Source organism: Parasutterella muris, from assembly GCF_009767915.1.
GTDB lineage: Bacteria > Pseudomonadota > Gammaproteobacteria > Burkholderiales > Burkholderiaceae_F > Parasutterella > Parasutterella muris.
In genome coordinates this window covers 1-24588 of the sequence record NZ_WSRP01000016.1, presented here as the reverse complement: position 1 = coordinate 24588, position 24588 = coordinate 1, and the positions used below count along the sequence as shown (strand labels likewise).

At 45.1% G+C, this 24588-nt stretch carries 18 protein-coding genes; 11 read left to right on the top strand and 7 right to left on the bottom strand.

Annotated elements, in window-relative coordinates:
- From E5987_RS06260 to E5987_RS06250, 3 genes are all read right to left on the bottom strand, one after another.
- Entirely contained in the window at window positions 1–1215 is a 1215-nt protein-coding gene (locus tag E5987_RS06260; protein WP_160335243.1) for an AAA family ATPase, read from the bottom strand.
- A 37-nt stretch (window positions 1216–1252) separates the two neighbouring features.
- Window positions 1253–3259, bottom strand: coding sequence for a cobaltochelatase CobT-related protein (locus tag E5987_RS06255; RefSeq protein WP_160335242.1), 2007 nt, complete (start codon window positions 3257–3259; stop codon window positions 1253–1255).
- A 77-nt stretch (window positions 3260–3336) separates the two neighbouring features.
- The gene (locus tag E5987_RS06250) at window positions 3337–3546 is read right to left on the bottom strand and encodes a hypothetical protein (protein ID WP_160335241.1); all 210 of its coding nucleotides are present in this window, start codon (window positions 3544–3546) and stop codon (window positions 3337–3339) included.
- Between the two features lie 228 nt (window positions 3547–3774).
- Here E5987_RS06250 and E5987_RS06245 point away from each other — a divergent pair, with 228 nt between their 5' ends.
- On the top strand, window positions 3775–4263 hold the full coding sequence (locus E5987_RS06245; RefSeq protein WP_160335240.1) for a metallophosphoesterase: 489 nt from the start codon (window positions 3775–3777) through the stop codon (window positions 4261–4263).
- A 306-nt stretch (window positions 4264–4569) separates the two neighbouring features.
- Window positions 4570–5490 (top strand): L-lactate dehydrogenase, encoded by a 921-nt coding sequence (locus E5987_RS06240; RefSeq protein WP_160335239.1) that lies wholly within the window; start codon window positions 4570–4572, stop codon window positions 5488–5490.
- 344 nt (window positions 5491–5834) lie between these two features.
- Here the strand turns inward: E5987_RS06240 and E5987_RS06235 are convergent, their stop codons facing one another.
- Together E5987_RS06235 and E5987_RS06230 are read right to left on the bottom strand one after the other, a co-directional pair.
- On the bottom strand, window positions 5835–7016 hold the full coding sequence (locus tag E5987_RS06235) for an alanyl-tRNA editing protein (protein ID WP_251569656.1): 1182 nt from the start codon (window positions 7014–7016) through the stop codon (window positions 5835–5837).
- An 84-nt stretch (window positions 7017–7100) separates the two neighbouring features.
- Complete coding sequence (locus E5987_RS06230) at window positions 7101–9800, bottom strand: autotransporter outer membrane beta-barrel domain-containing protein (protein ID WP_160335238.1); 2700 nt, start codon at window positions 9798–9800, stop codon at window positions 7101–7103.
- A 378-nt stretch (window positions 9801–10178) separates the two neighbouring features.
- Between E5987_RS06230 and E5987_RS06225 the strand changes: the two genes are divergently transcribed.
- The 4 genes from E5987_RS06225 (at window position 10179) to E5987_RS06210 (ending at window position 16584) form a co-directional block, all read left to right on the top strand.
- Window positions 10179–11171, top strand: a complete 993-nt coding sequence (locus tag E5987_RS06225) for an MlaD family protein (protein WP_160335237.1) — start codon at window positions 10179–10181, stop codon at window positions 11169–11171.
- Window positions 11172–11747: 576 nt separating this feature from the next.
- The gene (locus tag E5987_RS06220) at window positions 11748–14879 is read left to right on the top strand and encodes a molybdopterin-dependent oxidoreductase (RefSeq protein ID WP_160335236.1); all 3132 of its coding nucleotides are present in this window, start codon (window positions 11748–11750) and stop codon (window positions 14877–14879) included.
- 13 nt (window positions 14880–14892) lie between these two features.
- Window positions 14893–15816 carry a 4Fe-4S dicluster domain-containing protein gene (locus E5987_RS06215; RefSeq protein ID WP_160335235.1) on the top strand — a complete coding sequence of 308 codons (924 nt, stop codon included), beginning with the start codon at window positions 14893–14895 and terminating at the stop codon, window positions 15814–15816.
- Window positions 15817–15825: 9 nt separating this feature from the next.
- The gene (locus tag E5987_RS06210; protein WP_160335234.1) at window positions 15826–16584 is read left to right on the top strand and encodes a cytochrome b/b6 domain-containing protein; all 759 of its coding nucleotides are present in this window, start codon (window positions 15826–15828) and stop codon (window positions 16582–16584) included.
- A gap of 72 nt (window positions 16585–16656) precedes the next feature.
- On the opposite strand, the gene E5987_RS06205 is transcribed toward E5987_RS06210, so the two are convergent.
- A complete protein-coding gene (locus E5987_RS06205; RefSeq protein ID WP_160335233.1) occupies window positions 16657–17745 on the bottom strand; it encodes a porin in 1089 nt (362 codons plus the stop codon).
- Window positions 17746–18119: 374 nt separating this feature from the next.
- Here E5987_RS06205 and E5987_RS06200 point away from each other — a divergent pair, with 374 nt between their 5' ends.
- The 5 genes from E5987_RS06200 (at window position 18120) to E5987_RS06180 (ending at window position 22787) form a co-directional block, all read left to right on the top strand.
- On the top strand, window positions 18120–18806 hold the full coding sequence (locus E5987_RS06200) for a nucleoside recognition domain-containing protein (protein ID WP_160335232.1): 687 nt from the start codon (window positions 18120–18122) through the stop codon (window positions 18804–18806).
- Window positions 18799–19275 carry a YjiG family protein gene (locus E5987_RS06195; protein ID WP_160335231.1) on the top strand — a complete coding sequence of 159 codons (477 nt, stop codon included), beginning with the start codon at window positions 18799–18801 and terminating at the stop codon, window positions 19273–19275. Before E5987_RS06200 ends, E5987_RS06195 begins: the two co-directional genes overlap by 8 nt.
- A gap of 317 nt (window positions 19276–19592) precedes the next feature.
- Window positions 19593–19859 carry a hypothetical protein gene (locus E5987_RS06190; RefSeq protein ID WP_237178750.1) on the top strand — a complete coding sequence of 89 codons (267 nt, stop codon included), beginning with the start codon at window positions 19593–19595 and terminating at the stop codon, window positions 19857–19859.
- Between the two features lie 166 nt (window positions 19860–20025).
- Window positions 20026–21801 (top strand): ribonucleoside-diphosphate reductase subunit alpha, encoded by a 1776-nt coding sequence (locus E5987_RS06185; RefSeq protein WP_160335229.1) that lies wholly within the window; start codon window positions 20026–20028, stop codon window positions 21799–21801.
- 5 nt (window positions 21802–21806) lie between these two features.
- The gene (locus E5987_RS06180; protein ID WP_160335228.1) at window positions 21807–22787 is read left to right on the top strand and encodes a ribonucleotide-diphosphate reductase subunit beta; all 981 of its coding nucleotides are present in this window, start codon (window positions 21807–21809) and stop codon (window positions 22785–22787) included.
- 123 nt (window positions 22788–22910) lie between these two features.
- Here the strand turns inward: E5987_RS06180 and E5987_RS06175 are convergent, their stop codons facing one another.
- On the bottom strand, window positions 22911–24185 hold the full coding sequence (locus E5987_RS06175) for an MFS transporter (RefSeq protein WP_251569661.1): 1275 nt from the start codon (window positions 24183–24185) through the stop codon (window positions 22911–22913).
- Between the last annotated feature and the right edge of the window lie 403 nt (window positions 24186–24588).

Below are 24588 nucleotides of genomic sequence, written 5' to 3'. Positions count from 1 at the left end.
TTAACCTGCTACCTCTATTTCTGTTTCTGACGAGTCGGTTGATTCATTACCGAAAATTCTCTGAGCAATTTGAAGTGCAATTTCTTCGTCAACAGCTGTCAATTTGTTTGTGAAGCTGAGTCTTAAACCCTGCATAAAATCACCAAGACAAATACCAATCTGCGAAGCATTAATCAAAGCTCTTGGAGAAATCGTGTCATTGACCTTCCCGCTCGCATACGCTTTGCGAATCTTTGAAGCGAAGTCAACTAATTTATTTGCGTCTTCTTTTGTGATACCTGTTTTTTTGATCAGAATATTTTTTTCGCTTTTAGCGGGCAAATAGTCTTTATGAACGACAATACCGAATCGATCATAGTTAGCGGAGTTTTGAGTGAGCGTTCCTGCATAACTTCCCGTTTCGTCTCCCGTCCCATTCGTATTCCCAGTTGCAAAAAAGCGAAAATTTTTATGAGGTTTGATGATGCGCAATTCTTCTGGTGCATCCTTAATAACAAGAGGTTTGCCCTCTAAAACAGACTGATAAACCGACAATACGTGAGGTGTAGCAAAGTCATATTCATCAGCCACATAAACCCACCCGTGCATCATTGCAAGGGGAAGGGCGCCCAATTGATAAATGGTCTCCTTGTTTTTCACAATCCATTGACCAACAATATGAACCTCTTCGGTGTTCGCAGTGTGTTGTACTCGCATGAATGCACGGTTTGTACGTGCGCAGATTTGTTCAATGCCCTCGGTCTTGCCCGTCCCTTTGTGCCCCCAAACCAAACAGGGAAGATTCATCTCAAGCGCCATAAGCTGATACTTCAGCTCTTGGGGGCTGAAGATGTAATTATCAGAGACTTCGGGAATGAGCGCTTGTGTTTTTGTGTTGTTGCTGTCATTAAGGACCGAAACCTTAATTTCTTCTCCCTTTTTATTGCTGACACTGATGCCAAAAACAGAACGAACAGTCTTCTTTACCGAGTCTTCAGACTCGGTAGAAACTACAGTGATTTTGCTTTCAGCTTCTATTTTTTCAAGCGACTTGCGATACTCCTCAATTTTCGCAACACCATACTTGCTCAGCAAAGGAGCTTCGGGAAACATTCTTTTGTAATCTTCTACAGAGATGTCAGGGTGGGCGTCCTTCAGATGAGCAGAAATGCTGTGAAACTGCCCTTTGCAAAGCTCGCAAGTGATGTATTCAGATTTGAGTTTTTCAATGTTCATGTTAACCTCTTAATTAACTAATTACTTACTTATAATTTTACTTGAATAAAAACTTCTTGAGTTCGCTTAACAATTTATCGCCTAACTCTTCTATGTCATTGATCACAACACAATGTTCATAGAATTCCTTGACACATACACACTCGATGCCCAGTCCGAAAATTTCAATACCTGCTTCTGTGCAGTCTTTTATCGCCCTTTTTAAATGACTGTCTGTAACGGTTGTATATGAAGGGACGGTATCAAATGCGGGCATCCCGTCTGAGAAAACAAATAAAATCTTGCGCTTCTGCGGTTGAGCAAGTAATCTGCGAGAGGCTATGTAAACCGCTTCTCCATCAACATTGTTTCTCATCTGATCGTACTCATAAGAGGTGTAAAACAGGGACTGCACCGTTTGAGTAGTGAATTTTTCCCCGAAAGACTTGATTACGGGCATTAACAACGGTTCAATTCGATAGGCAAATTTGTCGGGAGGGGTGCTCGATAAGTGCTTGTTTTTGAGAGAGTACAGTTCTGGAGGGGTGAACTGAGTTGTAAATCCCAAAATTTCAAAATTGATTCCCATTGCAGAAAGTGCTTTCCCAAAGACATAGGCAGACTTACAAGCATTAGTGATGCGACTCCCACACATTGAACCTGACATGTCTATAAGAAGAGTTACTGCTACATCTTTTGACGTGCTGACAATTCTTTTTCTAAAGATTCGCTCGTCACCCGTCATTAACCTTGAAAGACCCGCTCCATAAAGTCTGCCCGAGCGGTGCCCATATTCCCATAGACTTGCAGATTTTGCATTCATGTATCGCTCTAATTGTTTCTGAACAACAGGGGCATAGCGCTTTGCTGAATTCACAAATTCGTCAAAACTCTCATAGTATTGATTTGCGAATTCCTCTACCGTCTTTGTGTCATATGGTTCAATCATGTCATAGTCAGTTGTGAACGGGCGATAGGCCTTTTCGATGTCTTCTTCTACTTCGTTGCGAAGTTTGTCAGAAATCTCTTTTTTGAGCATTTCGGAAATATTTTTGGCTTGAGCTAGTTCTCGCAGGGCTTTTGTTATCTCTTCTTCTTTACAGCCCTTTTCTCCTTTCCCCGCTTCTTCACTCTCTTCTTCGCTGTCTTCTTGGCTGTTTTCTTCTTTCCCGCCAGCGTCTTTCCCTGACGATTTGTCGTCTTTTTCTGAATTTTGTCCTTTCTCGTCTTCGCCCTTCTCTTTGCTCTCTTTATTTTCAGTATCAGAGTTTTCTTGAGAATCACCCAAAAGCATCTCTTCTAAACTGTCGGTTTTTTCCCCTTGAGTTTTACTCTCGTTGTCGTCACCCATTGAGTCAGACATCTTTGACGGGTCGAACCTCAAGTCGTCAAGAAGTTTTTCCAACACCGCAAACATTTCAGCTACGCTATTTGCTTTTGTCAGTGCTCTGTTCAAAAATCCCTTCTTTCCCTCTTCTGCTTCTTTGATTGCTTCTTTGAAGAGTTTTTCATTGTCGAAAATCAACTGTTTTGCTTTGAGCGAACCCCTTAAATAACGGGGGTATAAAAAGTCCAAAAGTTCAGAGCAATTACGTTGAATAAGTTCAGGGTCATCGGCGGGCAATTTTTTAATTTCTTGCAAGCTCTGATTTGTGAGGGATTCTAAAAGCTCATCAAGGTTTTCAACACTGCCCTTGTATCTTTGACCCAGCAGTTTTTCAATGCGGGCGTCTTCAAATCTATTCACAACATGAAGACATGCCTGCCCGACTTCACGCCCAAACTTTGACACGATTCGTTTATGACAAGTTTCAAGTTCGGTACCGTCAGAATACAAAACGTGAGCCGCTTCGTGGTCTAAGTAACCTTGAATGTTTTTCTTTGCTTCTTGACTCGTGGTTTCTGTCACCACGGGCAACACGATTCTTGAAGGCACGCCCTCTTTATATTGAGTGAATGCTTCTGTGCCCATAAATGAAACGGGAATTTTCTTTTGTGAAATCGCTTGTGTGACGACTTCTACAGAACGTTGAAAGTCCGAGATGCTCAACATGTTCTTTCTCATTGCTACCTCTCACTGAAATGAAAATGTAGAAATATTTTAACGTTAAACTTCTCGGACCGCTTAAATTAATTAAGGATTCACTTAGTTATCTTTATAGAGATCATTTCTCCGCTTGCACCCTCTATTATAAGGTGGTCTGCGTCAGTTGATGTCTCGATAAATTCAACTTTTACATTGTTGTTTAACCTCATTATTTTGTTTGACTTCTCAACCTCAACAATTTGAAAATATGCTTTTTCATCAATTACTTGGATTGATTTTATATCGATTTTTAAAGTCTCAGTCATTGGACAGCTCCCATTGAATATCTTTCAAACCGAAAGATAAATAAACAACTTTCAAACTCTGATTCTGACAAAATTGTACGCTTATTTTTTACATGTTGTCATATAGGATTTAGATATATCTTTTCTAAGTAAATGATTACTTATTATGGGATTAAAGGTTATTAATTAAGTAATTAGTTAATTCATTGTGATAATATGTATCCAGAACTTTATTCGGTGTTACGCATTATGAAAACATGGACTTTTGAAAACCCTACCCAGGTAGACGCACAATGGATTCAAAACGCCAGCGTCAAAGACCTTCTCCGTTATTACATTTTTATCAATCAAGAAAAAGCTGTTGGCTTAAGTCAGCAGTTAGGATGGAGCCCTAATTACTTCAGCATGTTAACCAGCGGGCGCTCAAAGCTTTCTTTAGCCAAAATCTATCCTGTAGCTGATCTTTTAAAAATTGACCCTTTGCTTTTACGTAATAAAGTAATGGCGGAAGCCCAACCTGAGTATTTCGCTGACGAACATAAATATCTGTACTCAAAGAAAGTTTTCCCAATGAGTGTCGCAATTATGGAGCGGGCTAATCAGAAGGGGCTTAAATACGGAACATTAGATGCTGAGCAACTCAGAATTCTCGACGAAGCATTCAAGCAAATTAAAGAACTGGAAAGCAAAAAGAAGCCTGAAGAAAAAGCTGATTCAGAATCCAAGGCTGATAGCTAAATTTTGTTTCCGTTTTGACCTTCCGCACCCTCGATAAACTGATATAGTTTTTCGAGGGTGTTTGCTATCTCGGAGCCAAAAAATTGCAACATCTGTTGCTACAAAATTTTGTGGCAATGAAAACTAGCAAAATTTGTCTAACTTTAAAACGGAGAGAATTTTGAAAACTTGAAAAGCATTGTGCTTATTAGGTTAGCAACTGTTTTCGTTTCTAAACGTATTGAAAAATTTTACAATTGATCGAGACTTATTATTTTGCGGTAAAAATTATCTTTATCCAAAGAAAATACCCTTACGAGGAATCAGATGCGAAAGATAGGAATTATCGGGCTTGGCCATGTCGGATCAACGGTAGCATACACACTGATCACAAAAGGGATCGCCGACGAGCTGGTTTTAATTGATCAGAATGATGCGTTATGCACTGCTGAGTATTATGACTACTCAGATTCGCTTGGGCGGCTTGATACGTACACAAAAATTATCAAGCAGGACTACAGAGCACTTTCTGCTGCAGACGTTGTTGTCACGGCTTTCGGCGACATCAAACTGCTGGCGGACGGAGGCGACCGATTTCTAGAATATACATACAACTGCAGTCAGGCTGCGGCAGTCGGAAAAGCTTTAAAGGCGGTTGGCTTTCATGGAATCCTCATCAACATCTCCAACCCTTGTGACGTTATCACAGGACTGCTTCAGCGCTACACAGGTCTTTCTCGAGAAAGAGTCTTCGGCACCGGAACGTTTCTTGATACTGCCCGTATGCAGCGAGCGATCAGTCATCGAATTAATGAAAATCCTCATAATATTTCCGGCTATGTCCTTGGCGAACACGGTGAATCTCAGTTTGCTGCATGGTCCACCATCGCTGTGCGCGGCATCCCTATGTTCGAACTTGCCGAAGAACAAGATCTGGATCTTGACGCTTTGGATAAAGCGGCAAGAGAAGGGGGTTGGCTGGTTTTCAACGGTAAGAAGTACACGAGCTATGCAATTGCGACCTGTGCGGTTAAATTAGTACAGGCGGTTCTTTCGGATGCCAAACTCGCCTGCCCCGCTTCTGTCTATCTCGAACAATACGGGTGCCACGTCGGGTATCCAGCCGTTATCGGGAAAAACGGAGTCGAGAAAATTAATGAAATTCCTTTAACTCCTAAAGAGCAGGCTCTACTGAATGACTCTGCCAAGATGATTGCTCAGAAGACTCATGACGGATATTTAGGTTAAAGAAACGTTCTGACTATTAGTGTCCTTTTCAATATCTTAGTGTGAACAGGTTCACACTAAGATACTGCTTTGAAGTTATATGGACGTAAATGTCAGCGGAGGCGAGCACAACTAAAGAATTTCAAAAACATTCAAGGTGTTTTTAGAAAGAAGCCCCCTCCGCCGCATATACGATAAGGAATCCCACGATAGCTATTAAAGTTATTTCTAGTTCAGCGAAGAAAACACCGAAACACAAATGTGATCTCCAAAATCACTTTTTCACTATCGCGTGAACTTGTTCACACTGCTTTTTTAAGGAACTAAATCGCAATCGCACCATGCCGCGGAAGATTCGAATTTTTTTACTTTATTAGACCTTTAAATACATCGCGAACCGCTGATTCAATAACCGCACGATCGACTCTGTAAGTACCCTGGACTACTCCGTCTCTCCCACCTCCGCGACCGTTCAGTTTCTTGTTTAACTCTCTGGAAATCTCAGAAAACTTCTCGCTTTCGTAAGCCAACACATAATTAAAAACGTTCTCTCCGACTTCCGAAAGTACGGCGCACGGAATCCCGACAAGCCGCTCTTTCAGAATGGAGGCGAATTTCTTCAGTTCAAAAGGTGATAATCCGTTCTCAAAGATAATCACACAATCTTGAGGCTTCTCAATACGATCCGCAACGGATTTCAGCCACAGCTGAGTGCGCTCTGCAAGAAGCTGCTCCTGAGTCTTCCCGTCATTCAGAACTTTCTCAACTGCTGCGGAAATCTCATGCGGTTTAGCTGATAACAGTACAGAAACTTTTGAGATTTCATTCAGACGCCATGCATAGTCTCTAAGAGCCCTTTTGCCTGCGGCAAACCGAACTCGAGTCCCTCCGCGGTACTTACCAGACTCTAAAATTTTAAATATGCCAATTTCACCTGATCTTCTGACATGTGTTCCGCAGCACGCGCAGCAGTCAAATCCGGGAACAGAAACAATGCGTACCAAACCGCTAAGCTCTTTTTTACTGCGGTAATCCATTGAGGCAAGTTCTTGCTGCGAAGGAAACGTCACACAGAGTTCAATGTCCGCGGCAATAGCATCATTAACCTCTTGCTCGATTTTATCGAGCTCTTCTTTCGGAACCTCTCCGCTAAAGTCAACGGTGATGTCCTCCGGATCCATATGAAATCCGACATTCTCAAATCCGAATTTTTGATGAACCAGACCGGAAAAAATGTGCTCGCAGGTATGATTCTGCATATTGTCAAAACGCCGTTCCCAATCAATCCTGCCTGTCGCCAAATTCCCGACTGCCAACGGCTGGTCCGTGTAGTGAATAATGCTTTCGTTAATTCTCTTAACGAAATTAACTTTCACACCTCCTAATTCTCCAAGATCAGTCGGCTGACCGCCCCCTTCCGGATAAAATGCGGTATCCGTAAGAATGACTTCAAAACCTTTCTTCCCCTCAGTACAGGAGACCACTTCCGCCGTAAATTCACGAGCGTAAGGGTCCCGGTAAAAGAGTTCCTGCATAGTGTCTGACACGTCTTCTCCCGATAGTTTTATTCCAAAAAATTATAGCCAGCCGGCACTCCTTCGCACCGAACTGGCTATACAGAATCAAAATGTCTAGAAAATGTATTTCAAGCCGGCTTTAAACTGAAAATCCGTCTTCATACGGCTTCCGTGTTCGCGGTTAACCTGCCCGAATACCTTAAACGACTTGTTAACTACAGCTTCTCCGCCAAGACCGTAATAAACACGGGTTCCAATGGAACGATCCTCAAAGGAGAACTCATTCATATCCATCTTGGTTTTGCCGAGGAACTCATGATCCACACCGGCTCTGACATAAAGCTGACCGGCGCTCTTGCCTTCCTTTCCGCTGAACTTCTGCCCTGCCACAACACCTAAACGACCGTTAAGACTGTTGTTGCTGCGTAATTTCACGCTCATCCCGTTGCTCATGGCAAAACGCTTCCCATCCATGAAGTAATAAGAAAGCTGAGCTTGAGGCTCAACAAACCATTCGTGTGTCTCCGATGAGGTCGGGAAAATAAATCTGTGACCGACCTCCTGCGAAAGACCAATCCCGATATTGCTGTAATTCGCATGCGACGAAAGCTCGTCACGCATCTCCGCATGTATGCGAGTCGAATAATGGTTAAATGTCAGGACTGTATCAGCGTATGTTCCTGCAGTGTTATACCAGGTACTGTATAGCTTGATACCGGCAGAATTCGAATCGGTCTTGCTGCCGAATCCGTCCGAAAGCTTAATGTCCCCGTCCGTAAATACAACGGAGCCGCCAACAATCCAGTTCGGCGTCACTTTACTGTCAAGACCTAAAGAATAAGTACTGAACCTCACTCTGCTGCTGATGCTGGGATATGAATTCAGCCGGCTTCTGTCGTATCTGTACAGCACATAGGGACCGGCATCCGCTCCGTCGCGGACTTCGCCCATTCTCGCTCTCATGTCATCGAGCGAACCCAGATATTGAATCACCTGAGCTCCGGAATTTACTCCCGCTAGTACCATTTTAGCGCTCGCGGACAAGCCGATAGGTTTCACCTCTTCAGACGGAACAATAGGCGGATTGCTCGGATCAAACGGCAGCGGCTTTAAGTCCGGCTTTGGAATCAGCGCGGGATTATTAGACGTTGAACCGGATTCCCCCGGCACGCCTGGCGTCGGAAGATTCGGGCTGTCCGGCATTGCGGGCAAATCCGGCTCCGGACGCTCAGAAACCTGAGAAGTGATGACCCAGTCTCGTGTACTCTTGTCTCCATATTGTTTAAGGCCAAACTTATATTCATAAGGTCCGATATCAACAACCCCTTTATTGGCCAGGCTTAAGGTAGCATTGTCCTGCCCTGATGGCGACGAGTCGGCCGCCACAATGTGATACATGTAGCCAGTATCCTGAATCGATTTACCGCTGGAGGCAAGCAGTACCTGATGGTTCCCTTCACTGCTTTCTGTAATATGAATACTGCCTCTTGAGCCGCTCACCAGCCGGAAAATGCCTTGATCACCAGTTAGTCGCTTTGTTGTAATCGTCATCTGCTCGTTCATTGGACCAAGATCAACAAAACTTCCCGACTGAAGTGAAAGCTGGCTGATTGTGCTGCTCCGCGGAGAATACCAATAGGCGCCTTTCTCTAAATTGATAACGGTCGATCCTTTGTCATTCGTATTAAATGAGGCGGAAAGCCCGGCCCCCTCTCCTAAGTTGACATTCAGCTTGGAGTTTGAACCGACGCTTGCCGTTTCTTTCACAAACATTGAACCGTCGCCTATAACATTGAATGTTCCGGTTGCGCCGATATTGCCAAGAAACAAATTATTAATACCGATCTGCTTAGATATAATAACAGCGTCCCCACTCGTCAATAGCGACAGCTTCTTCGCAAAAATAACCGAGCTCGAGGCATTAACCCTTAGCTTGCTCTGAGTTTCAACGGTGACGTTTTTGCTGAAATATACGTCTTGGGTTTCTATCCCTTCTGAATTATCCATGCCAATGAACAGATTACTTGGATGGTTACTTCCAAAAAGGAGCATTCCTAAACTAACGGTTCTTTCCAAAAGAACCGTCGGAGCATCAATCTCCATATCTGCCAGCATGAGGTTCACCGTCTCATCTCCCAACACCTCGCCATTGGTGGGGGTGACTAAATATACGCCCTTAGTCGCTGACAAATCAACCAGACTGTAAGGGTTCTGGATCACCGAGCCATAGATATAAATCTCTGAGGCGTTCAAATTGACTTTGGCACTTTCCCCGGAAAAAATCGAGGTTCCGTCAAAATGAACATAATTGCCTTTGTCTGCCGCTGTCATCAAAATAATTCGATTGCCGGCGGTTACATTAACCTCCGTACCCGAATCCGCAGAAATCCCATAACCGAAGCCGCCCACAGAAGTCGCATTAGGCATCACAATCAAATCATTGCCGGCGTCAACCGTGACTCCCTGATTGCTTGCCGTTAGTCCGGGAAACAGAGGTTGATAGTCCGGACCTCTAAGATTGACAAAGTAGCCTGCATTAATAGAGTTCACAACAACATCATTAGAAGCTGTCACACTCCAGGCAACAGGAGTCTGAATTCCGGTCAAATAGTAGTTCCCCGTATCATGGGCCTGATTGGATGCATCAATAATCTTCTCATACAGCCCCGGAAATTTATCCTTCCAAACTTGCAGCAAGTCCGTAGAACTTAGCCGAGATTGGACTGCATACATCGAGTCAAATTGACCGCCAAAAGCAGAGGTAGCGGCTCCAATCGTCAACAAAAGGATGAGCGGAACCTTTCGAATTCTCATTTGAATCCTCCTAATATATAAGTTCACTTTGATTCTCATACCTTTTTCTTTTGCAGACAACGGGTTACAAAAGTCATCCCCTGACATAATTAAAATTTTTAACCCTCGGAATATTTTTTTAAAGACACTAAAAATATCATGCCATCTCTTTAATGCCCTAATTAAATACCAAATTACCCCAAGCACAAGTCAAGATTAAAATATAAGAACATAGAGGGGTTGTCGAAATTTGGATAGTCTCATTTAGAGGAATTAACAGCGCTGAATCCTTCTTTTAAGTGATCCGGACCTTCTTGTCAGTGCGTAATTCAGGTCGGCACAAAGAAGTCCTCTGCGTGTTTTTCATATAATTCAAGGAAAAATACTCGGTAGGATCATATGACTAAGGCGCAAAGACATTTCTGGGTTGGAAGTGCGGTAATCCTTCTTATCGCCGTACTCATCATCATGCTGTGTACGGTCTTTACTCCTAACTTTTTCCGACCGAAAACCACTGTCGAAACGTACTTCAAGGAATCCATTAACGGTCTTTCCGTCGGTTCGGCTGTCTCTTTTCAGGGTGTAAAGATCGGAGAGGTCGACGAGATCCTCCTCTCAAGTTCTGCTTACCCTCAGAACCACATCAACCTTTTTTCTGATAAAAATTCTGTCGCGGTGGTCCGAATGACCGTCTACCTGGATAAAAACAAGTTAGCAGAACAGCTCCCAAAAATGATCGAGGACGGCTTACGCATCCAGACACAGCTCTCCGGAATCACCGGGACTCTCTTTCTTTCTGCCGGATATCAGGACCCGAGACTTTATCCGCCCGAAGTAACAGAATTCCCATGGAAGCCTGCTCACTTATATATACCGTCAGCTATCAGTCTTACAAACGAAATTCTTGATAACCTCGAACAGTTTTTCTCAACCCTGCAGTCAGTCAAAAAGGACATGAATATTGGCACCAGCAGAAACGGCTTAGCTGATCTGCGCCTCTCCTTGGTACGGCTCAATGAAATTGTCGAAGGCGTAAGCCCGGAAAGCATCAAAACGCTGCTTAATTCAGCAGAAGACTGGATAAAAACAAGTTCCGAAACCCTTGACGAAGTCGACGTAAAAAAAATCAATTCGCTTCTTACTCATCTGTCCTCGGCGGCAAAAGAAATCAGTGAAGCAACCGGAAACCGGCAAAGTCAGTCTCTTGTCAAACAGCTCTCTGATACAACTGCTGACTTTAATCGTATGGTCGCGCAAAACAATTACGACATTCGAGCTCTGATTGTCTCCCTCGTTTCAATCACTCAGAATCTTTCTCAGGTAACTCAGCAATGGGCTTCAATACCAGTATCTTCTTCACAGGAGGAAAATCCTTTTACTGAAAGTCCATAAAAATACAACAACAGATCAGCGAACTCTAAACTTATAAACTTACTTCATGCCATAAATGTTTTTTATTTAGCATATTAAAATAATAAAGACACATTATTATATATTTTTACCCTATAGTATTCTCAAAATAGGCGATTACATCGTCGTTATCCATTAATATTTTTTATAATTCGGAAAATATTATTTAAATTTCGATTGAAATATTAATATTGCCGTTAATAAATATTTACCAAACCTAATAATCCGTTATTAAATAAGCTCATTTAGACTGATTTATTTTGTAAAAAAATCTAAGTATAAATTAATTATAACGAATATAGACGGATTAATACGTTCCTCCGATCTGCTTAGATTACATAATATTACCAATTGATTTATTATTCAAATTCAATTGATTACACTGTTATATCTACAATTAATTCAATCTTAATTGGTTTTACTTCAAACATTAATACTTACAAACGATTGTTTTTCTTTGCACAATAGCTTAGATTATCGATCGGATTGATTGAAGTCAATGTATGTATATGGCCCACCCCATTAGTTAAGCCATTAATCGTCGCTACAGGAAATCTTATGCAAACATCTCGACGAAATTTTATGAAGGCGGCTGTCGGCCTCGCCGGCTCCGCCTCCGCATTTAATGTCATGTCCGCCGACCGCTTCCTCCCAGGGGCTGTTGGCAAGTGGAAACTGCATGACACCAAAGAGTATTTAAATATTTGCTGCTACTGCTCTGGCGGTTGCGGCACAATCTGCTCAGTAAGAAACGGTCAGTTGATCAATATCGAAGGTGATCCTGACAACCCCTGCAATATCGGAGGCCTTTGCCCCAAAGGCGCAGCTCTGACCGGCTTAAGAGACATTGTCACTAAAGATAGACGTCTCATCTCACATCCGCATCGTTTGACTCAGCCGCTGGTTCGCCGCCCTGGTAAAACAGAATGGGAACCGATCTCTTGGTCCCAAGCAATCGATGAATTAGCTAGAAAGATCAAAAAAACGCGTGATGAAAGTTACACTTCTACGGAAGACGGAGTCATTGTTAACCGTTGTGAAGGTATCGCAAGCTATGGAGCCGCCCAGCTCAACACAGAAGAAGCTTGGCTTGTTCAAAAATTTGCCCGCTCACTCGGTATTGTTCAGATCGATAATCAAACACGTGTCTGCCACTCTTCGACTGTTTCCGGACTCGCTCCTTCATTTGGTCGTGGCTCTATGACTAGTCATTGGTGCGATTTCCAGAACGCAGACGTTGTTTTGACAATCGGCTCCAATAATGTAGAAAATCACCCGCTGTCTTCGCGCTGGGTACATCGTGCGGTTGACCGCGGTGCAAAATGGATTGTAGTTGACCCCCGCTTTACTCGTACTGCATCACAGGCCGATATCTACGCCCCGATCAGACCAGGTACAGATATCGCCTTCTTCGGCGGCTTTATTCGCTACATCCTTGCCAACAAGCTTTATCAGAAAGAATATGTTGAAAACTATACCAACGCTACATATCTGATCAGCCCGGAGTACGGCTTCAGCGTCGCTGACGGCCTCTTCACAGGCTGGGATGAAAAAGATCAGCAATACAAGAACAACTCTTGGATGTACCAGACTGAAGAAGTTGTTCCGTGGTCAACAGAACCGGGTCAGCCGGGCGCTTGGGTGAATGACCCTGGTGTACCACAATTCAATCCGCCTGCACTTAAAGTCCCGAAGAAAGACCCGAGTCTTAAAGATCCGCACTGCGTGCTGAATCTGCTCGCCAAACACTACAACCGCTACACATTAGACAAGGTCAGCGAAGTCACCGGTATTGATAAGAAACTGCTTGAGGTCGTTTACAAGACCTACGCCGCTTCCGGCGCTCCTGAAAAGAGTGGCACAATCCTTTATGCGCTCGGCCAGACACAGCATACCTACGGAAGCCAGAACTGCCGCGCAATGTGTATCATCCAGTTACTTCTTGGCAACGTCGGTGTTGCTGGCGGCGGTATCAATGCGCTCCGCGGTGAGCCGAATGTTCAAGGCTCCACAGACGTCGGCGCCACAATGGACTTCGCCCCTGGCTATCTGGCATGGCCGATCCAGCAAAATCATCCGACACTTGGCGCTTACCTCTCTAAGGAAACTTACAGCGCCGGCTACTACATGAACAAACCAAAGTTCATGGTATCCATGCTGAAAGAATGGTACGGTGACAATGCGACTGCGGAAAACAACTACTGCTACGATCTGCTCCCGAAGCGCTCTCTCAAACACAATGACTCCACGATCCCGACTTTCCACTACATGCAGGATAAGCAGATCAAGGGTTATCTGGTTTGGGGTATGAACCCGGCCCATTCTGAACCGAACACTAAGTATTGCCGCGAAGTGATGTCCAACCTCGATTGGATGCTCGTAGCTGATTGGTTCGAAACAGAAACCGCCAGCTTCTGGAAAGCCCCCGGTATGGATCCGACAAAGATCAATACCACCGTCTACATGCTGCCTGCAGCCTTGATCTACGAAAAAGAAGGCTCCATTGCCAACTCCGGCAGATGGATTCAGTGGAGACAGAAAGCGGTTGAGCCGCTCGGACAGGCTAAGAGCGACTTTGAAATCATGACTCGCCTCTTCAACCGTATCCAGCAGCTGTACCGCACTGAAGGTGGTGTCAATCCGGATCAGGTGACCAAGGTTAACTGGTACTACCGTAATCCTCAGGGCCAGCTTGATGTCAAGGCTGTTGCGCACGCAATGAACGGTTATGACGCTAAGACAGGCAAGCTTCTTAAGAGCTACGCAAACCTCAAGGCTGACGGCTCTACCGCTTGCGGTCTCTGGATCTACGGCGGCTACTACAACAATGAAGCCACCAAGTGGGATCCGATGACTCAGCCGACTGCTCGCCGCTCGCTCTACGATCCTTCCGGTCTTGGTCTGTACTCAGACTTCTCGTTTGCTTGGCCTGCCAACAGACGTATTCTGTACAACCGAGCTTCAGCAGACGTCCAGGGAAAACCCTGGAATCCGAAGAAGATGCTGGTTGAATGGAACGGCAGCCGCTGGATCAACAACGACGTCGGTGACTTCGTTGAAACCACGGTTAAAGACGGAAAGGTTGTTCCGGTTCCTCCGAATAATCAGGCCTTCTTCATGACCTGGGAACAGGAAGCTCGTCTCTTCAGCTATCCGATGAAGGACGGTCCTCTGCCTGAACACTATGAACCGTATGAGTCCCCCACTAAGAACATCATGAACGGCCGTCAGGACAGCCCGATGGTACAGTTCGCTCAGTGGAAGGAATCTGTTAAGAGAGGCAGCAGCAAGGAATATCCTATCGTTGCGACTTCTTACTCGGTCACAGAACACTGGCAGTCCGGTACTCAGACCCGTAACATTCCTTGGCTTGTTGAAATCATGCCGAGACCTTTCGTGGAAATCTCCGAAGAGCTTGCCAAAGAAAAAGGCATTAAGAACGGTGATGTGATCCGTGTTTGGAATAACCGCGGCTCTATTGAAGCCTTCGCCATGGTGACAGTGCGCTATCAGCCTCTGAACATCAACGGTCAGAAGACACACACAATCGGTCTGATCCACCACTGGAGCTGGGCTTCGGCTTATGCGACAGGCGATACGATGAACGACCTCTCGCCAAACGTCGGCGATCCGAACTCTTACATCCCTGAGTTCAAAGCGTTCCTGGTGAATGTTGAAAAGGCCAAGTAAGGAGGAATAGCAGATGTCAATCTATACCAATCAAGAAATGGCGATGCTCTACGACGCCTCCAAATGCACTGCATGTAAGGGCTGTCAGGTCGCCTGCAAACAATGGAATGTCCTGTATACCGATCTCGGTATGAACGCCTTCCCGTTCTCCGGAAGCTATCAGAATCCGGTGGACCTTAACGGCAGCAACCGACTCGTCATGACATTCTCGGAAAAGAAAACCGACACCCTTGAGCGTCCCATCGAATGGGCATTCGGCCGCAGATCCTGCTTCCATTGCTCCAACGCAGGCTGCGTCTCTGTCTGCCCGACCGGCGCGCTCAGCTATCAGGACAACGGTGTCGTTTCTGTTCAGGAAGAAAAATGTATCGGCTGCCACTATTGCGAAATGGCTTGCCCGTTCGATGTGCCTAAATACTACGGTCCGGATCAGAAGATCGATAAATGCACAATGTGCTGGGATCGACTCGAAAACGGCATGCTTCCCGCCTGTGTGAAGACCTGCCAGCCCGGCGCACTTCATTTCGGACCTCGCGAAGAAATGATTGCACTCGGCAAAAAACGCGTGGAATTTCTTAAGGCCAGAGGCTACGATAAAGCTGAGCTTTACGGTGAAAACGAATGCGGCGGCCTGCATATTCTGCAGGTCTGCAAATACGGCGCCGAAGCTCAGGGCCTCAAGAAGGGCGTCGAACCGTCCGCACTGGTATCTCTGAGCAAGCTTGCCCAGCCTGCTGCCGGCCTTGCTGCCGCTGCAACTGTCGCCGGCTTGGCTGTTTCCTTCGTCGCGGCTCTCGGCTATCGCCGTAAGAACCGGACAGTTGAAGAAGCTAAAGTCCATTGGACAGAAGCTCAGCGTAAAGAAGGCGCAAAATTGGTTAAGGAGCGTTTGAAAGAAGATGCTGAGCAGGATAAAGCTGACAACGCCGGAAAATGAGGTTGAACTATGATCACTAAATATATTAAGCGCCACTCTATTCTGGCTCGTATCACTCACGGAACCGCGGCTATCTGCTGCATCTTGCTGGCAATTACCGGTTTATTCGTGTTCATTAACAGCTGGAACAACGCAGTTGGAAGCGAATTCTCCATCGCGATGCGCTGGGCTCACCGCATCATTGCGATCCCGTTCATCGTAATCCCGCTTCTGGCGGTTCTGATCTCTCCGAAAGGCTTTGTTCACCTCTTTAAGAATAATATCTTCGGAAAATGGGACAAAGATGACTGGACATTTGCGAAACTGTTCATGCCTTATCTCTTTGCGCCCGGCAAAATCCATATGCCGCCTCAGCGTGAAGTGAAGTCCATGCAGCGTGTTGCTGACGGTGTGCTGCTGTTCGCCGGTGTATTCGCCGCACTCTCCGGCATCGTCCTATGGCTAAACACAGGTCTTCTGCCTAACGGAGAGTGGACTGTTCGCTTTGCTCCTGCAACGCTGCTTGTCGCCAAACTGATCCATGATATTTCGTTCCTCATAATTATCGTGTTCGGTCTTGGTCACATCTATCTCGGCGGCGGTATCTTCGAACCGTACAGGGGTACAGCGAACCTCATGTTTGGTAACGGTCGCGTTAATGAAGCCGATGCTGTATATCATTGGGGATATTGGGCAGATGAAGAAATTGCCTCCGGTAAGAATGTTATCGAGGTCAAAGACGGTCAGAAACGCAAAGGAGACACTGCATCTGTCGGTTATGAATCCTAACTTCTTTATCAGGTTGCTAGCCTAATTAAAAAGCCCGCGCAGTGCGCGGGCTTTTTTCGTACCTACATAAGATTAGAACTCATGTGTCATACCGATTGTCGCATTCCATCCGCGAAGCTGGTCTGCTGCTTTAAGTGCTTTCCCGGCACTGCCGATACCTGCCTGAGTGTACATGAGGGTACGTTTGCTGAAGTGATAGAAGTACGCTGCACCCACACTCCATGTATTGAATTTCTTTTCCTGCCCGACGTCTAATTCACCCTTGTTTTTCCCAAAAGCGAACTGACTCTGCAGCATAATTTCACCGCCTAAAGCTTCTGTGGAAGCAGACACAGCAAAAGCGTGATAGTTGTTGCGTTTGCCTTGGTCATAATTTGCAAGGCCGTAGTCTTCAGAGCCAACTCCGTCCTGGAGCGGAGCATGCATTGCATATTCATATGCACCGTAGAGCTTAAAGGCTCCAAAATCGTAAGAAGCGCCTAAGTTAATCAGCTGAGTAGCTTTGCCTTTGTTTGCTTCCCCGTCATAATCCAGAACTTCATAGATTGCGTCAACACTCAGAGGTCCTTTGTTATAGGTCAGACCTAAACCATAGTAGTGCGCGTTGTGAGACCACTTATTGGTATCACCTTTTCTTCCATTGGAGTACATCAAATGCCCCTGCAGGCCGCTGAATTCCGGAGTCTGATAAACCACAGAATTGTCATAGCGGTCTGTCAGATAGAAGGCGCTGTACATGTTGCCGACGGTATAAAAAGAAGTCGTATAGGGTGTGCCTCCTAAGATACTGTAGGAGCCGCTGTCAGACGAAAGCCCACCAAAACGACCCATTGCAAATGTACCCCAAGAACCGTTCAAACCGAGAGCTGCTTCACGATTGAAGGCTTTGCCCTCAGAAGCTTCCTTGCCGGAGCTCAGCTCAAAACCCTGTTCGAGTTTGAAAAATACGTTATTACCGCCGCCGAGCTCTTCTTCACCCTTGATGCCCCAACGGTTGCCAAGCCAGTTGCCGTTGGACATATTCACCAAAGTAGAACCGCCGTGCTGTTTGCTGACTGTAACGCCGGCGTCAATAACACCGTACAGGGTAACGTTGGATGCAGCAAGAGCGCTTCCGCTGACTGCCGCAAGCAAGCCTGCGGCGATAAGAGATAGTTTCATTTTCTTTTCCTTCAGATAGATCAAGAACAAATAAATGACAAATATGTACTCAATCAAATCTTACCGAATAGAAGAAGAGAATTTGACAATTCGAACAAGAGAATTCTTCATCTGTCAATACCGGAAAAATCAATTGAAATGCCTACAGCCGCAAAGCATCCAAACGAATTTAGCGTTTCTCAAAAAAAACGAAAAAAATAAATTTCACGTTCTTAAGGTATTTGAGTTTCGAAATTTAGTTTTGGTAAATATTTAAATATTCTTCCTGACTACTAAGTGTAATTACTGACAAAAATCATCTCATACTTTCTGTTTTCGTTACTTTTTGTTTCCTATACTTTCCCCGTGGATTCATTTTTAGAAAAGGAGAAACCATGTCATCTCAAACCCTAACTGCAACCTCTGCATCTGAGCAGCAGGCTCAGATGGAGGAGAAAGTAGGCATCGGCGCATACATTTCGTTGTTTTTCGCTATTTGCTTCTTCTCCGGTGTTTTTTACAAAATGCCCGAAGCCTATAAATGGCTTGGCGCGTTCGACTTCACTACTTTGATTGGTAAGTTCGGCTCCGTCACAGGAGGCGGCACATTCGTCGGTAAAGCCGGCGTCAGCGCTCGCGCTGGCTTCCTCTTCGCTCTTTCTCTCGTCCCGGGCGTGATGCTTGCGCTTGGTCTTCTTGAAGTTCTCTCTCATTACGGCGCTCTGCGTGCTGCTCAGAAGCTGATGACTCCGCTTCTGAAGCCGATCCTTGGTGTCCCCGGTATCACCGGTCTGGCTTTGATCACCGACCTCCAGAGTACCGATGCGGGTGCTGCGCTTACAAAAGGTCTTGTCGATTCCGGCTCGATCACTAAGAAAAACCTGGTAGTCATCGCCGCTTGGCAGTATGCCGGCGCTGGCTTGGTCAATAACTACTTCTCCATCGCATCCGCTCTGTTTGCCTCTTTCCTGGTGCCGGTGTGGATCCCGCTGGCCGTCATGTTCTGCCTCAAATTTGTCGGCGGCGCTTTAATCCGCTTCGTTCTCAGCACCGTTTATAAGGAGGATTTCAAAAATGAGTAATACATCCAACACAACTGTTACAACAAAAAATCCGTTTGATATCTTCATTATCGGTCTTCGCAAGGGCTTTAATGTCGCCATCAACAACCTGATGCCGAACGTCCTTATGGCTTTCGTCCTGGCTTACATCCTTGAACTGTTTGGCGTAATGGCTTTTCTCGGTAAAGTCTGCGGCCCTGTAATGGCAATTTTTGACCTCCCGGGTCAAGCAATTACCGTTCTGTGTGCCACATGGCTTTCCTGCGGTGCTGGTGTAGGTGTTGCTGCCAGCCTTATCGCGAGCGGTACTCTGAATGGACATGATATTACGATCATGGCCCCCGCCCTCCTTCTTATGGCTTCACAGATTCAGTATATGGGCCGCCTGCTTGGTGTTGCCGATGTGCCCAAAAAATACTGGCCCGTTCTTATGGTCAACAGCGTCCTGATGGCTTGCCTTGGCATGCTGATCATGCGCTTCCTTGTCTAGTTTCAATTTAAATAGACTTTTCTAGCAAATTTTTGGCCGAAGCTTTTTGCTTCGGCCTTTTTTTCTTCACACAGCCCCTGGTACAGCGAATTGATCCGCCTTTGTTGTTTGAGAACAACAGCCAAATTATCAATGCATTTTGGTTTTCGCACTGTGAAACATTTTTTCTACAACGCAGTATTTCATTATTTAATTATCAGTATTATCCTTAGTTTATTGCAAATATTATTTGTTTTTTTAAATTATTTTAGAAATTAATGTCATTATTAACGCGTAGTCAAGATAAAACAATCAACAGGAGATTCAAAATGTTTGTAATGATTACAGAAACCGGTGAAGTTCGTCAGCTTAGTTTTATCGACTGGCAGGACCGTTTGGAATATGCAGAATCACTGATCTCTCACAGTGCTGATGCAAGCAACTTTATTTTTGATGCTGAAACAGAAACCTTCTCAACTGACGCCGCAACCTTCAGACGCTGGCAAGGTTTCTGCGAACAATATAAAGATATTGACAGCGCATCCTCAGCCATCGGCTTACCCTCTTCTCTCCGCAGTAGTTGCGATGCTTTGATGCACCTGTAATAGACATTGCTGCACCTAAGAACAGACAGATTCAAAAATCTGTCTGTTCTTTTTCTTACATATAAAACCGGATCTAACGAATACTTTCTTCCGTTCATTAATTAGAATGGAATGTCATTTTGTTTAGAAAAACAATAAATATTCAGTTATTCAATGGGTTAGGTTTATGGGAATTAAAATTGATTACAGCCAGGATGAATTAATCAATGACGTCTCGTTTAAGCGTTTGAGAGAAAGCTACATGCGTGACGAGGAGAAAAGTCCTCAGGAGCGCTTCGCCTATGTTTCTGAAGCATTTGGCAGCAACCCTGCACACGCTCAGCGCTTATATGACTACGCCTCTAAGCATTGGCTTTCCTTCTCGACTCCTATCCTTTCTTTCGGACGCAGCAAGAAAGGACTTCCCATCAGCTGCTTCGAAGTGTATATGCAGGACACCGCCGAAGGACTTGTTAATACGCTTTCAGAAGTCAACTGGCTCTCCATGCTTGGCGGCGGAGTCGGTATTCATGTGGATATTCGTTCCGCTGATGACAAATCCGTCGGTGTCATGCCTCACCTGAAAATTTATGACGCCGCCTGTCTCGCGTATCGTCAGGGACGAACTCGCCGCGGCTCCTATGCTGCATTTTTAGACATTGATCATCCGGATATCGTTCAGTTTCTTGAAATGAGAAAACCGACCGGCGACCAGAATTTAAGAACCCTTAATCTGCACCATGGTGTTAATGTCAGCGATAAGTTCATGCGATTAATTGAGAAGAGCATGACAGACGCGAATGCTGATGATTCCTGGGAGCTTCGAGACCCCAACAGCAATCGTGTTGTGGAAGTTGTCTCCGCCCGAGACCTTTGGCAGCGGCTTCTTGAAATGCGTATGCAGACCGGTGAGCCCTACATCGTTTTTATTGATGCGGCAAATCGAGCTCTTCCTCATTGGTTAAGCGACAAGGGACTGCAAATTCACGGCTCCAATCTCTGCACAGAAATCTTTTTGCCGACGAACGAAAAACGTACAGCCGTCTGCTGCCTCTCGTCTCTGAATTTGGAGCATTTCGACGCCTGGAAAAACGACGAACAGTTCATTCCGGATGTTATGGAAATGCTCGACAATGTGCTTCAGTATTTCATTGATAATGCGCCTGATTCAGTAGAAAGAGCCAGATACTCGGCTATCCGCGAACGCTCCATTGGAATCGGAGCACTCGGTTTCCACGCTTATCTGCAGTCTAAGCTCATTCCGCTCGAATCTGTTATCGCCAAATCGGTTAACTACCGCATCTTCTCGCACATTAAAGAACAATGCGCGCGCGGAGATGAAATCCTTTGTGAAAAACGCGGCCCTTGTCCTGACGCAAAGGATGCGGGCGTCTTTAGAAGATTCTCTCATTGGAATGCTATTGCACCGAATGCTTCGTCAAGTTTAATCATGCGTGCAACTTCGCCTTCCATTGAACCGATACGAGCGAACCTTTATCGTCAGGACACGCTTTCCGGAGCCCATATTATTCGCAACAGACTGCTTGTCCCTGTTCTTCAGCAGTATGGCTTAGACACAGAAGAAGTATGGTCCAGCATCACAGCAAATGACGGCTCAGTCCAGCACTTAACTGCCCTTCCTCAGGAGATTCGCGACGTCTTTAAAACCGCTCAGGAAATTGATCAGAGATGGCTTATCGACTTAGCCGCCGATCGTCAGGAATTTATCGATCAGGGGCAGTCGCTCAATCTCTTTTTCCCGGCCGATGTCTCTATTGCCTATCTCCATGCCTGCCACTTCCTTGCATGGAAGTCCGGACTCAAAAGTCTCTATTACTGCCGTAGCGATAAATTAAGAAAAGCCGATAAGCTCGGAGAAAAAATTGAACGCAAGCGTATTGAAGATCAAATCAATATGCGTGAAGTCTTAGACAACTCAACTTGTCTTGCATGTGAAGGATAAAAGTAATGAAATCCAGTTTGGTAAAAAGCAGAAACTATTACAAACCGTTCTCATATCCCTGGGCCTATGACGCCTTTATGGAAAGCGAGCAGATGCATTGGCTCTGGACTGAAGTCCCCATGATTGAAGACATAAAGGATTGGAAGATGGTTCTTACCGACGGGGAACGTGACTTTCTCACGAAGGTATTTCGCTTCTTCACACAAGGCGACATCGACGTTAGCTCTGCCTATGTGAACACCTACCTTCCCTTTTTTCCGACTCCTGAAATTAGGATGATGCTTTCCAGCTTTGCTGCGCGCGAAGCTGTTCACATTGCCGCCTACTCTCATCTGATTGAAACAATCGGGATGCCGGAGACCGTTTATAACGAATTCCTTCAGTATGAAGCGATGGCTGAAAAACATGATTTCTTCCATGGCCTCGCGGACAACAAAGAAGAGAATATTGCTGTAAAAATGGCGGCTTTCTCTGCCTTTACCGAAGGTATGCAGCTTTTCTCCAGCTTTGTCATGCTGCTGAACTTTACGCGCAACGGGACAATGAAAGGAATGGGACAAATTATCGCCTGGTCCATCAATGACGAAACCCTGCATACCGAAAGCATGATTCGACTCTTCAGAGAATATATCGTCGAGAATCCCTCTCTTTGGACAGACAGTTTAAAAGGCAGGATTTACGACATTGCTGAGAAGATGGTCGAACTTGAGGACGCTTTCATTGATTTGGCATTCGGCGTAAATGACATGAGCAAACAGAATTTATCTGCGCAAGAGGTTAAAAATTACATACGCTGGATTTGTGATCGTCGGCTTACCGCGATGGGCATGAAAGCGATTTTCGATGTTTCAGACAATCCTCTTCCATGGGTTGACTCCATGTTGGGTGTTACACATACGAACTTCTTCGAAAACCGTGTCGTCGATTATGCAAAGGGAGCCTTAACTGGATCCTGGGGAGACGTGTGGGGCGCCGCCGGAGCTTAAGGCTTTCGCACGACCGGCTTCCAACAGATCAAAACAATTGTGAACATGTTCACACAACTGCGGTATTTGATTCTCTGCTCTAGCTGTGAACATGTTCACATTTTCTTTTAATAGAGTTTTTACTCAGTTCTGAACTCCATTGTGAACATGTTCACGCTGTGTTCGTTTATCTAAACGATACAAACCGACAGCTGAAAGCAAACCGATAACTAAGGCAGCAATCGCAGCGAAATAAACAAGGCGAAAGTCATCTCCGATTGTCAGCTGCTTCATAACCATAGGTCCAATAAACCCTGCGGCAGCAAAACCGCAAAACATGATGCTGTAGTTGACGCTGTTATGAAGTGATCCGAAATTGCGCGCAGTATAGGCCGGATAAACAGCCATGAAGGAACCGTAAGCTAAAGCCGCAGTTGTCGCTCCAATAAAGAAAAACACATTATCTCCTTTGGAGCCGACAATAAATAACAGCATTCCTAAAATCGCAACTACGCAGGCCAATGTCAGAGTTTTAAGATAACCGAATTTGTCGGCAACATAACCAATAACAAGCCTACTGGAAGTATTGACTAAAGCAATATATGAAACTGCCGTCGCAGCTGCCGCAGCGGTAAATCCAAACTGTTTAGATGCAATTAAAGAAGCGTGTGAAATCAGTGTGATTCCGGAAAACGCGCCTGAAAAGAGGAAAACAAACATTAGCCAGAAACGCGGCGTAACGACCATTTTCCTGTAGTTCATCTCTGAGATGCTATTGCGCTCCTCCTTCCGAATTTCTTGTTTACTGAACTTCCCTTTCAGTAAAAATAGACTGCACACGCCGCCGAAAACGATTAAACCTCCGGTAGCAAAACCTAAATATTTGAATGCCAGCTCCACTCCTGAAGACTCAATCATTCGGTATGCAATATGTGGAAGTATGACGGAACAAAAACCATAAGCTGCAGTAACTGCCCCGGCTGCAAACGCCCGTCTTTCAGGAAAAAGCTTAACGCTGGTATTAATTAATGAGCCATAAACAACGCCCATACCGATGCCGAAAAAGACTCCATAAGACAAAACAAGGGAAGTTATGGATGCTGAAACTCCCGCAGCATACAAAGATGCTCCGACAACTAAGCCTCCTCCGATTAACAGCCAAGCCGGTCCGACTCTGTCGTTTACAAAACCGCTCAAGATCATAGGGATAGGCCCCATAAGATTGCAGACAGCAAATGTAATGGCTAAATCAACCGCTGTTAAATCTGCCCCCGTAAGTGCTGACAACTGAACAGCCTTCGGACCGGCAAATACGCTCCAGGTAAATAACGATCCGGAGAAAAGATTAATTAGGCAGGCAATTGCCAGAAAAAACCAACGGGAATTGTGTACAGCCATATAACTATGTAAAAAAGGCACCAATTTAAAGTCTCTACGAATATTACAGTGAATTATCCATCCCGTTAACAAAAAAGCCCAAAAGCGTTGACGTTTAACGAAAGGTTACCAACCTTCGATTGGACAATTTCGAAAAACTATGTAGAATTCATCACTCATTGAGCAGCGCGCGACGCTGTTCGAGATGCAGAAACAAATTTTTACATTGAATTTTCCTGTTTCAGTTGACAAGAATTTTCAGTTCTGTAAAATAGCAATTCTGCGCTTGAGAAATCAAGAAAGTTCTTTAAAAATTTATCGACGACCGATAAGAGCGGGCGCTGAAGATTTAAGCGGGTTTAGAGGACTGAATTCGCGAAGCAATTTTTAGCTCGCACTTATTGGATGAAGGAGTAGAAATACTCCGTCAAACACCAAGAGAGTG

What these genes read in the sequence shown, in the direction of transcription:
- E5987_RS06255 (WP_160335242.1), bottom strand. Translation starts at nt 3,259, where the DNA reads ATGAGAAAGAACATGTTGAGCATCTCGGACTTTCAACGTTCTGTAGAA.
- E5987_RS06230 (WP_160335238.1), bottom strand. Translation starts at nt 9,800, where the DNA reads ATGAGAATTCGAAAGGTTCCGCTCATCCTTTTGTTGACGATTGGAGCC.
- E5987_RS06250 (WP_160335241.1), bottom strand. Translation starts at nt 3,546, where the DNA reads ATGACTGAGACTTTAAAAATCGATATAAAATCAATCCAAGTAATTGAT.
- E5987_RS06240 (WP_160335239.1), top strand. Translation starts at nt 4,570, where the DNA reads ATGCGAAAGATAGGAATTATCGGGCTTGGCCATGTCGGATCAACGGTA.
- E5987_RS06245 (WP_160335240.1), top strand. Translation starts at nt 3,775, where the DNA reads ATGAAAACATGGACTTTTGAAAACCCTACCCAGGTAGACGCACAATGG.
- E5987_RS06185 (WP_160335229.1), top strand. Translation starts at nt 20,026, where the DNA reads ATGGGAATTAAAATTGATTACAGCCAGGATGAATTAATCAATGACGTC.
- E5987_RS06200 (WP_160335232.1), top strand. Translation starts at nt 18,120, where the DNA reads ATGTCATCTCAAACCCTAACTGCAACCTCTGCATCTGAGCAGCAGGCT.
- E5987_RS06195 (WP_160335231.1), top strand. Translation starts at nt 18,799, where the DNA reads ATGAGTAATACATCCAACACAACTGTTACAACAAAAAATCCGTTTGAT.
- E5987_RS06260 (WP_160335243.1), bottom strand. Translation starts at nt 1,215, where the DNA reads ATGAACATTGAAAAACTCAAATCTGAATACATCACTTGCGAGCTTTGC.
- E5987_RS06210 (WP_160335234.1), top strand. Translation starts at nt 15,826, where the DNA reads ATGATCACTAAATATATTAAGCGCCACTCTATTCTGGCTCGTATCACT.
- E5987_RS06190 (WP_237178750.1), top strand. Translation starts at nt 19,593, where the DNA reads ATGATTACAGAAACCGGTGAAGTTCGTCAGCTTAGTTTTATCGACTGG.
- E5987_RS06220 (WP_160335236.1), top strand. Translation starts at nt 11,748, where the DNA reads ATGCAAACATCTCGACGAAATTTTATGAAGGCGGCTGTCGGCCTCGCC.
- E5987_RS06180 (WP_160335228.1), top strand. Translation starts at nt 21,807, where the DNA reads ATGAAATCCAGTTTGGTAAAAAGCAGAAACTATTACAAACCGTTCTCA.
- E5987_RS06215 (WP_160335235.1), top strand. Translation starts at nt 14,893, where the DNA reads ATGTCAATCTATACCAATCAAGAAATGGCGATGCTCTACGACGCCTCC.
- E5987_RS06225 (WP_160335237.1), top strand. Translation starts at nt 10,179, where the DNA reads ATGACTAAGGCGCAAAGACATTTCTGGGTTGGAAGTGCGGTAATCCTT.
- E5987_RS06205 (WP_160335233.1), bottom strand. Translation starts at nt 17,745, where the DNA reads ATGAAACTATCTCTTATCGCCGCAGGCTTGCTTGCGGCAGTCAGCGGA.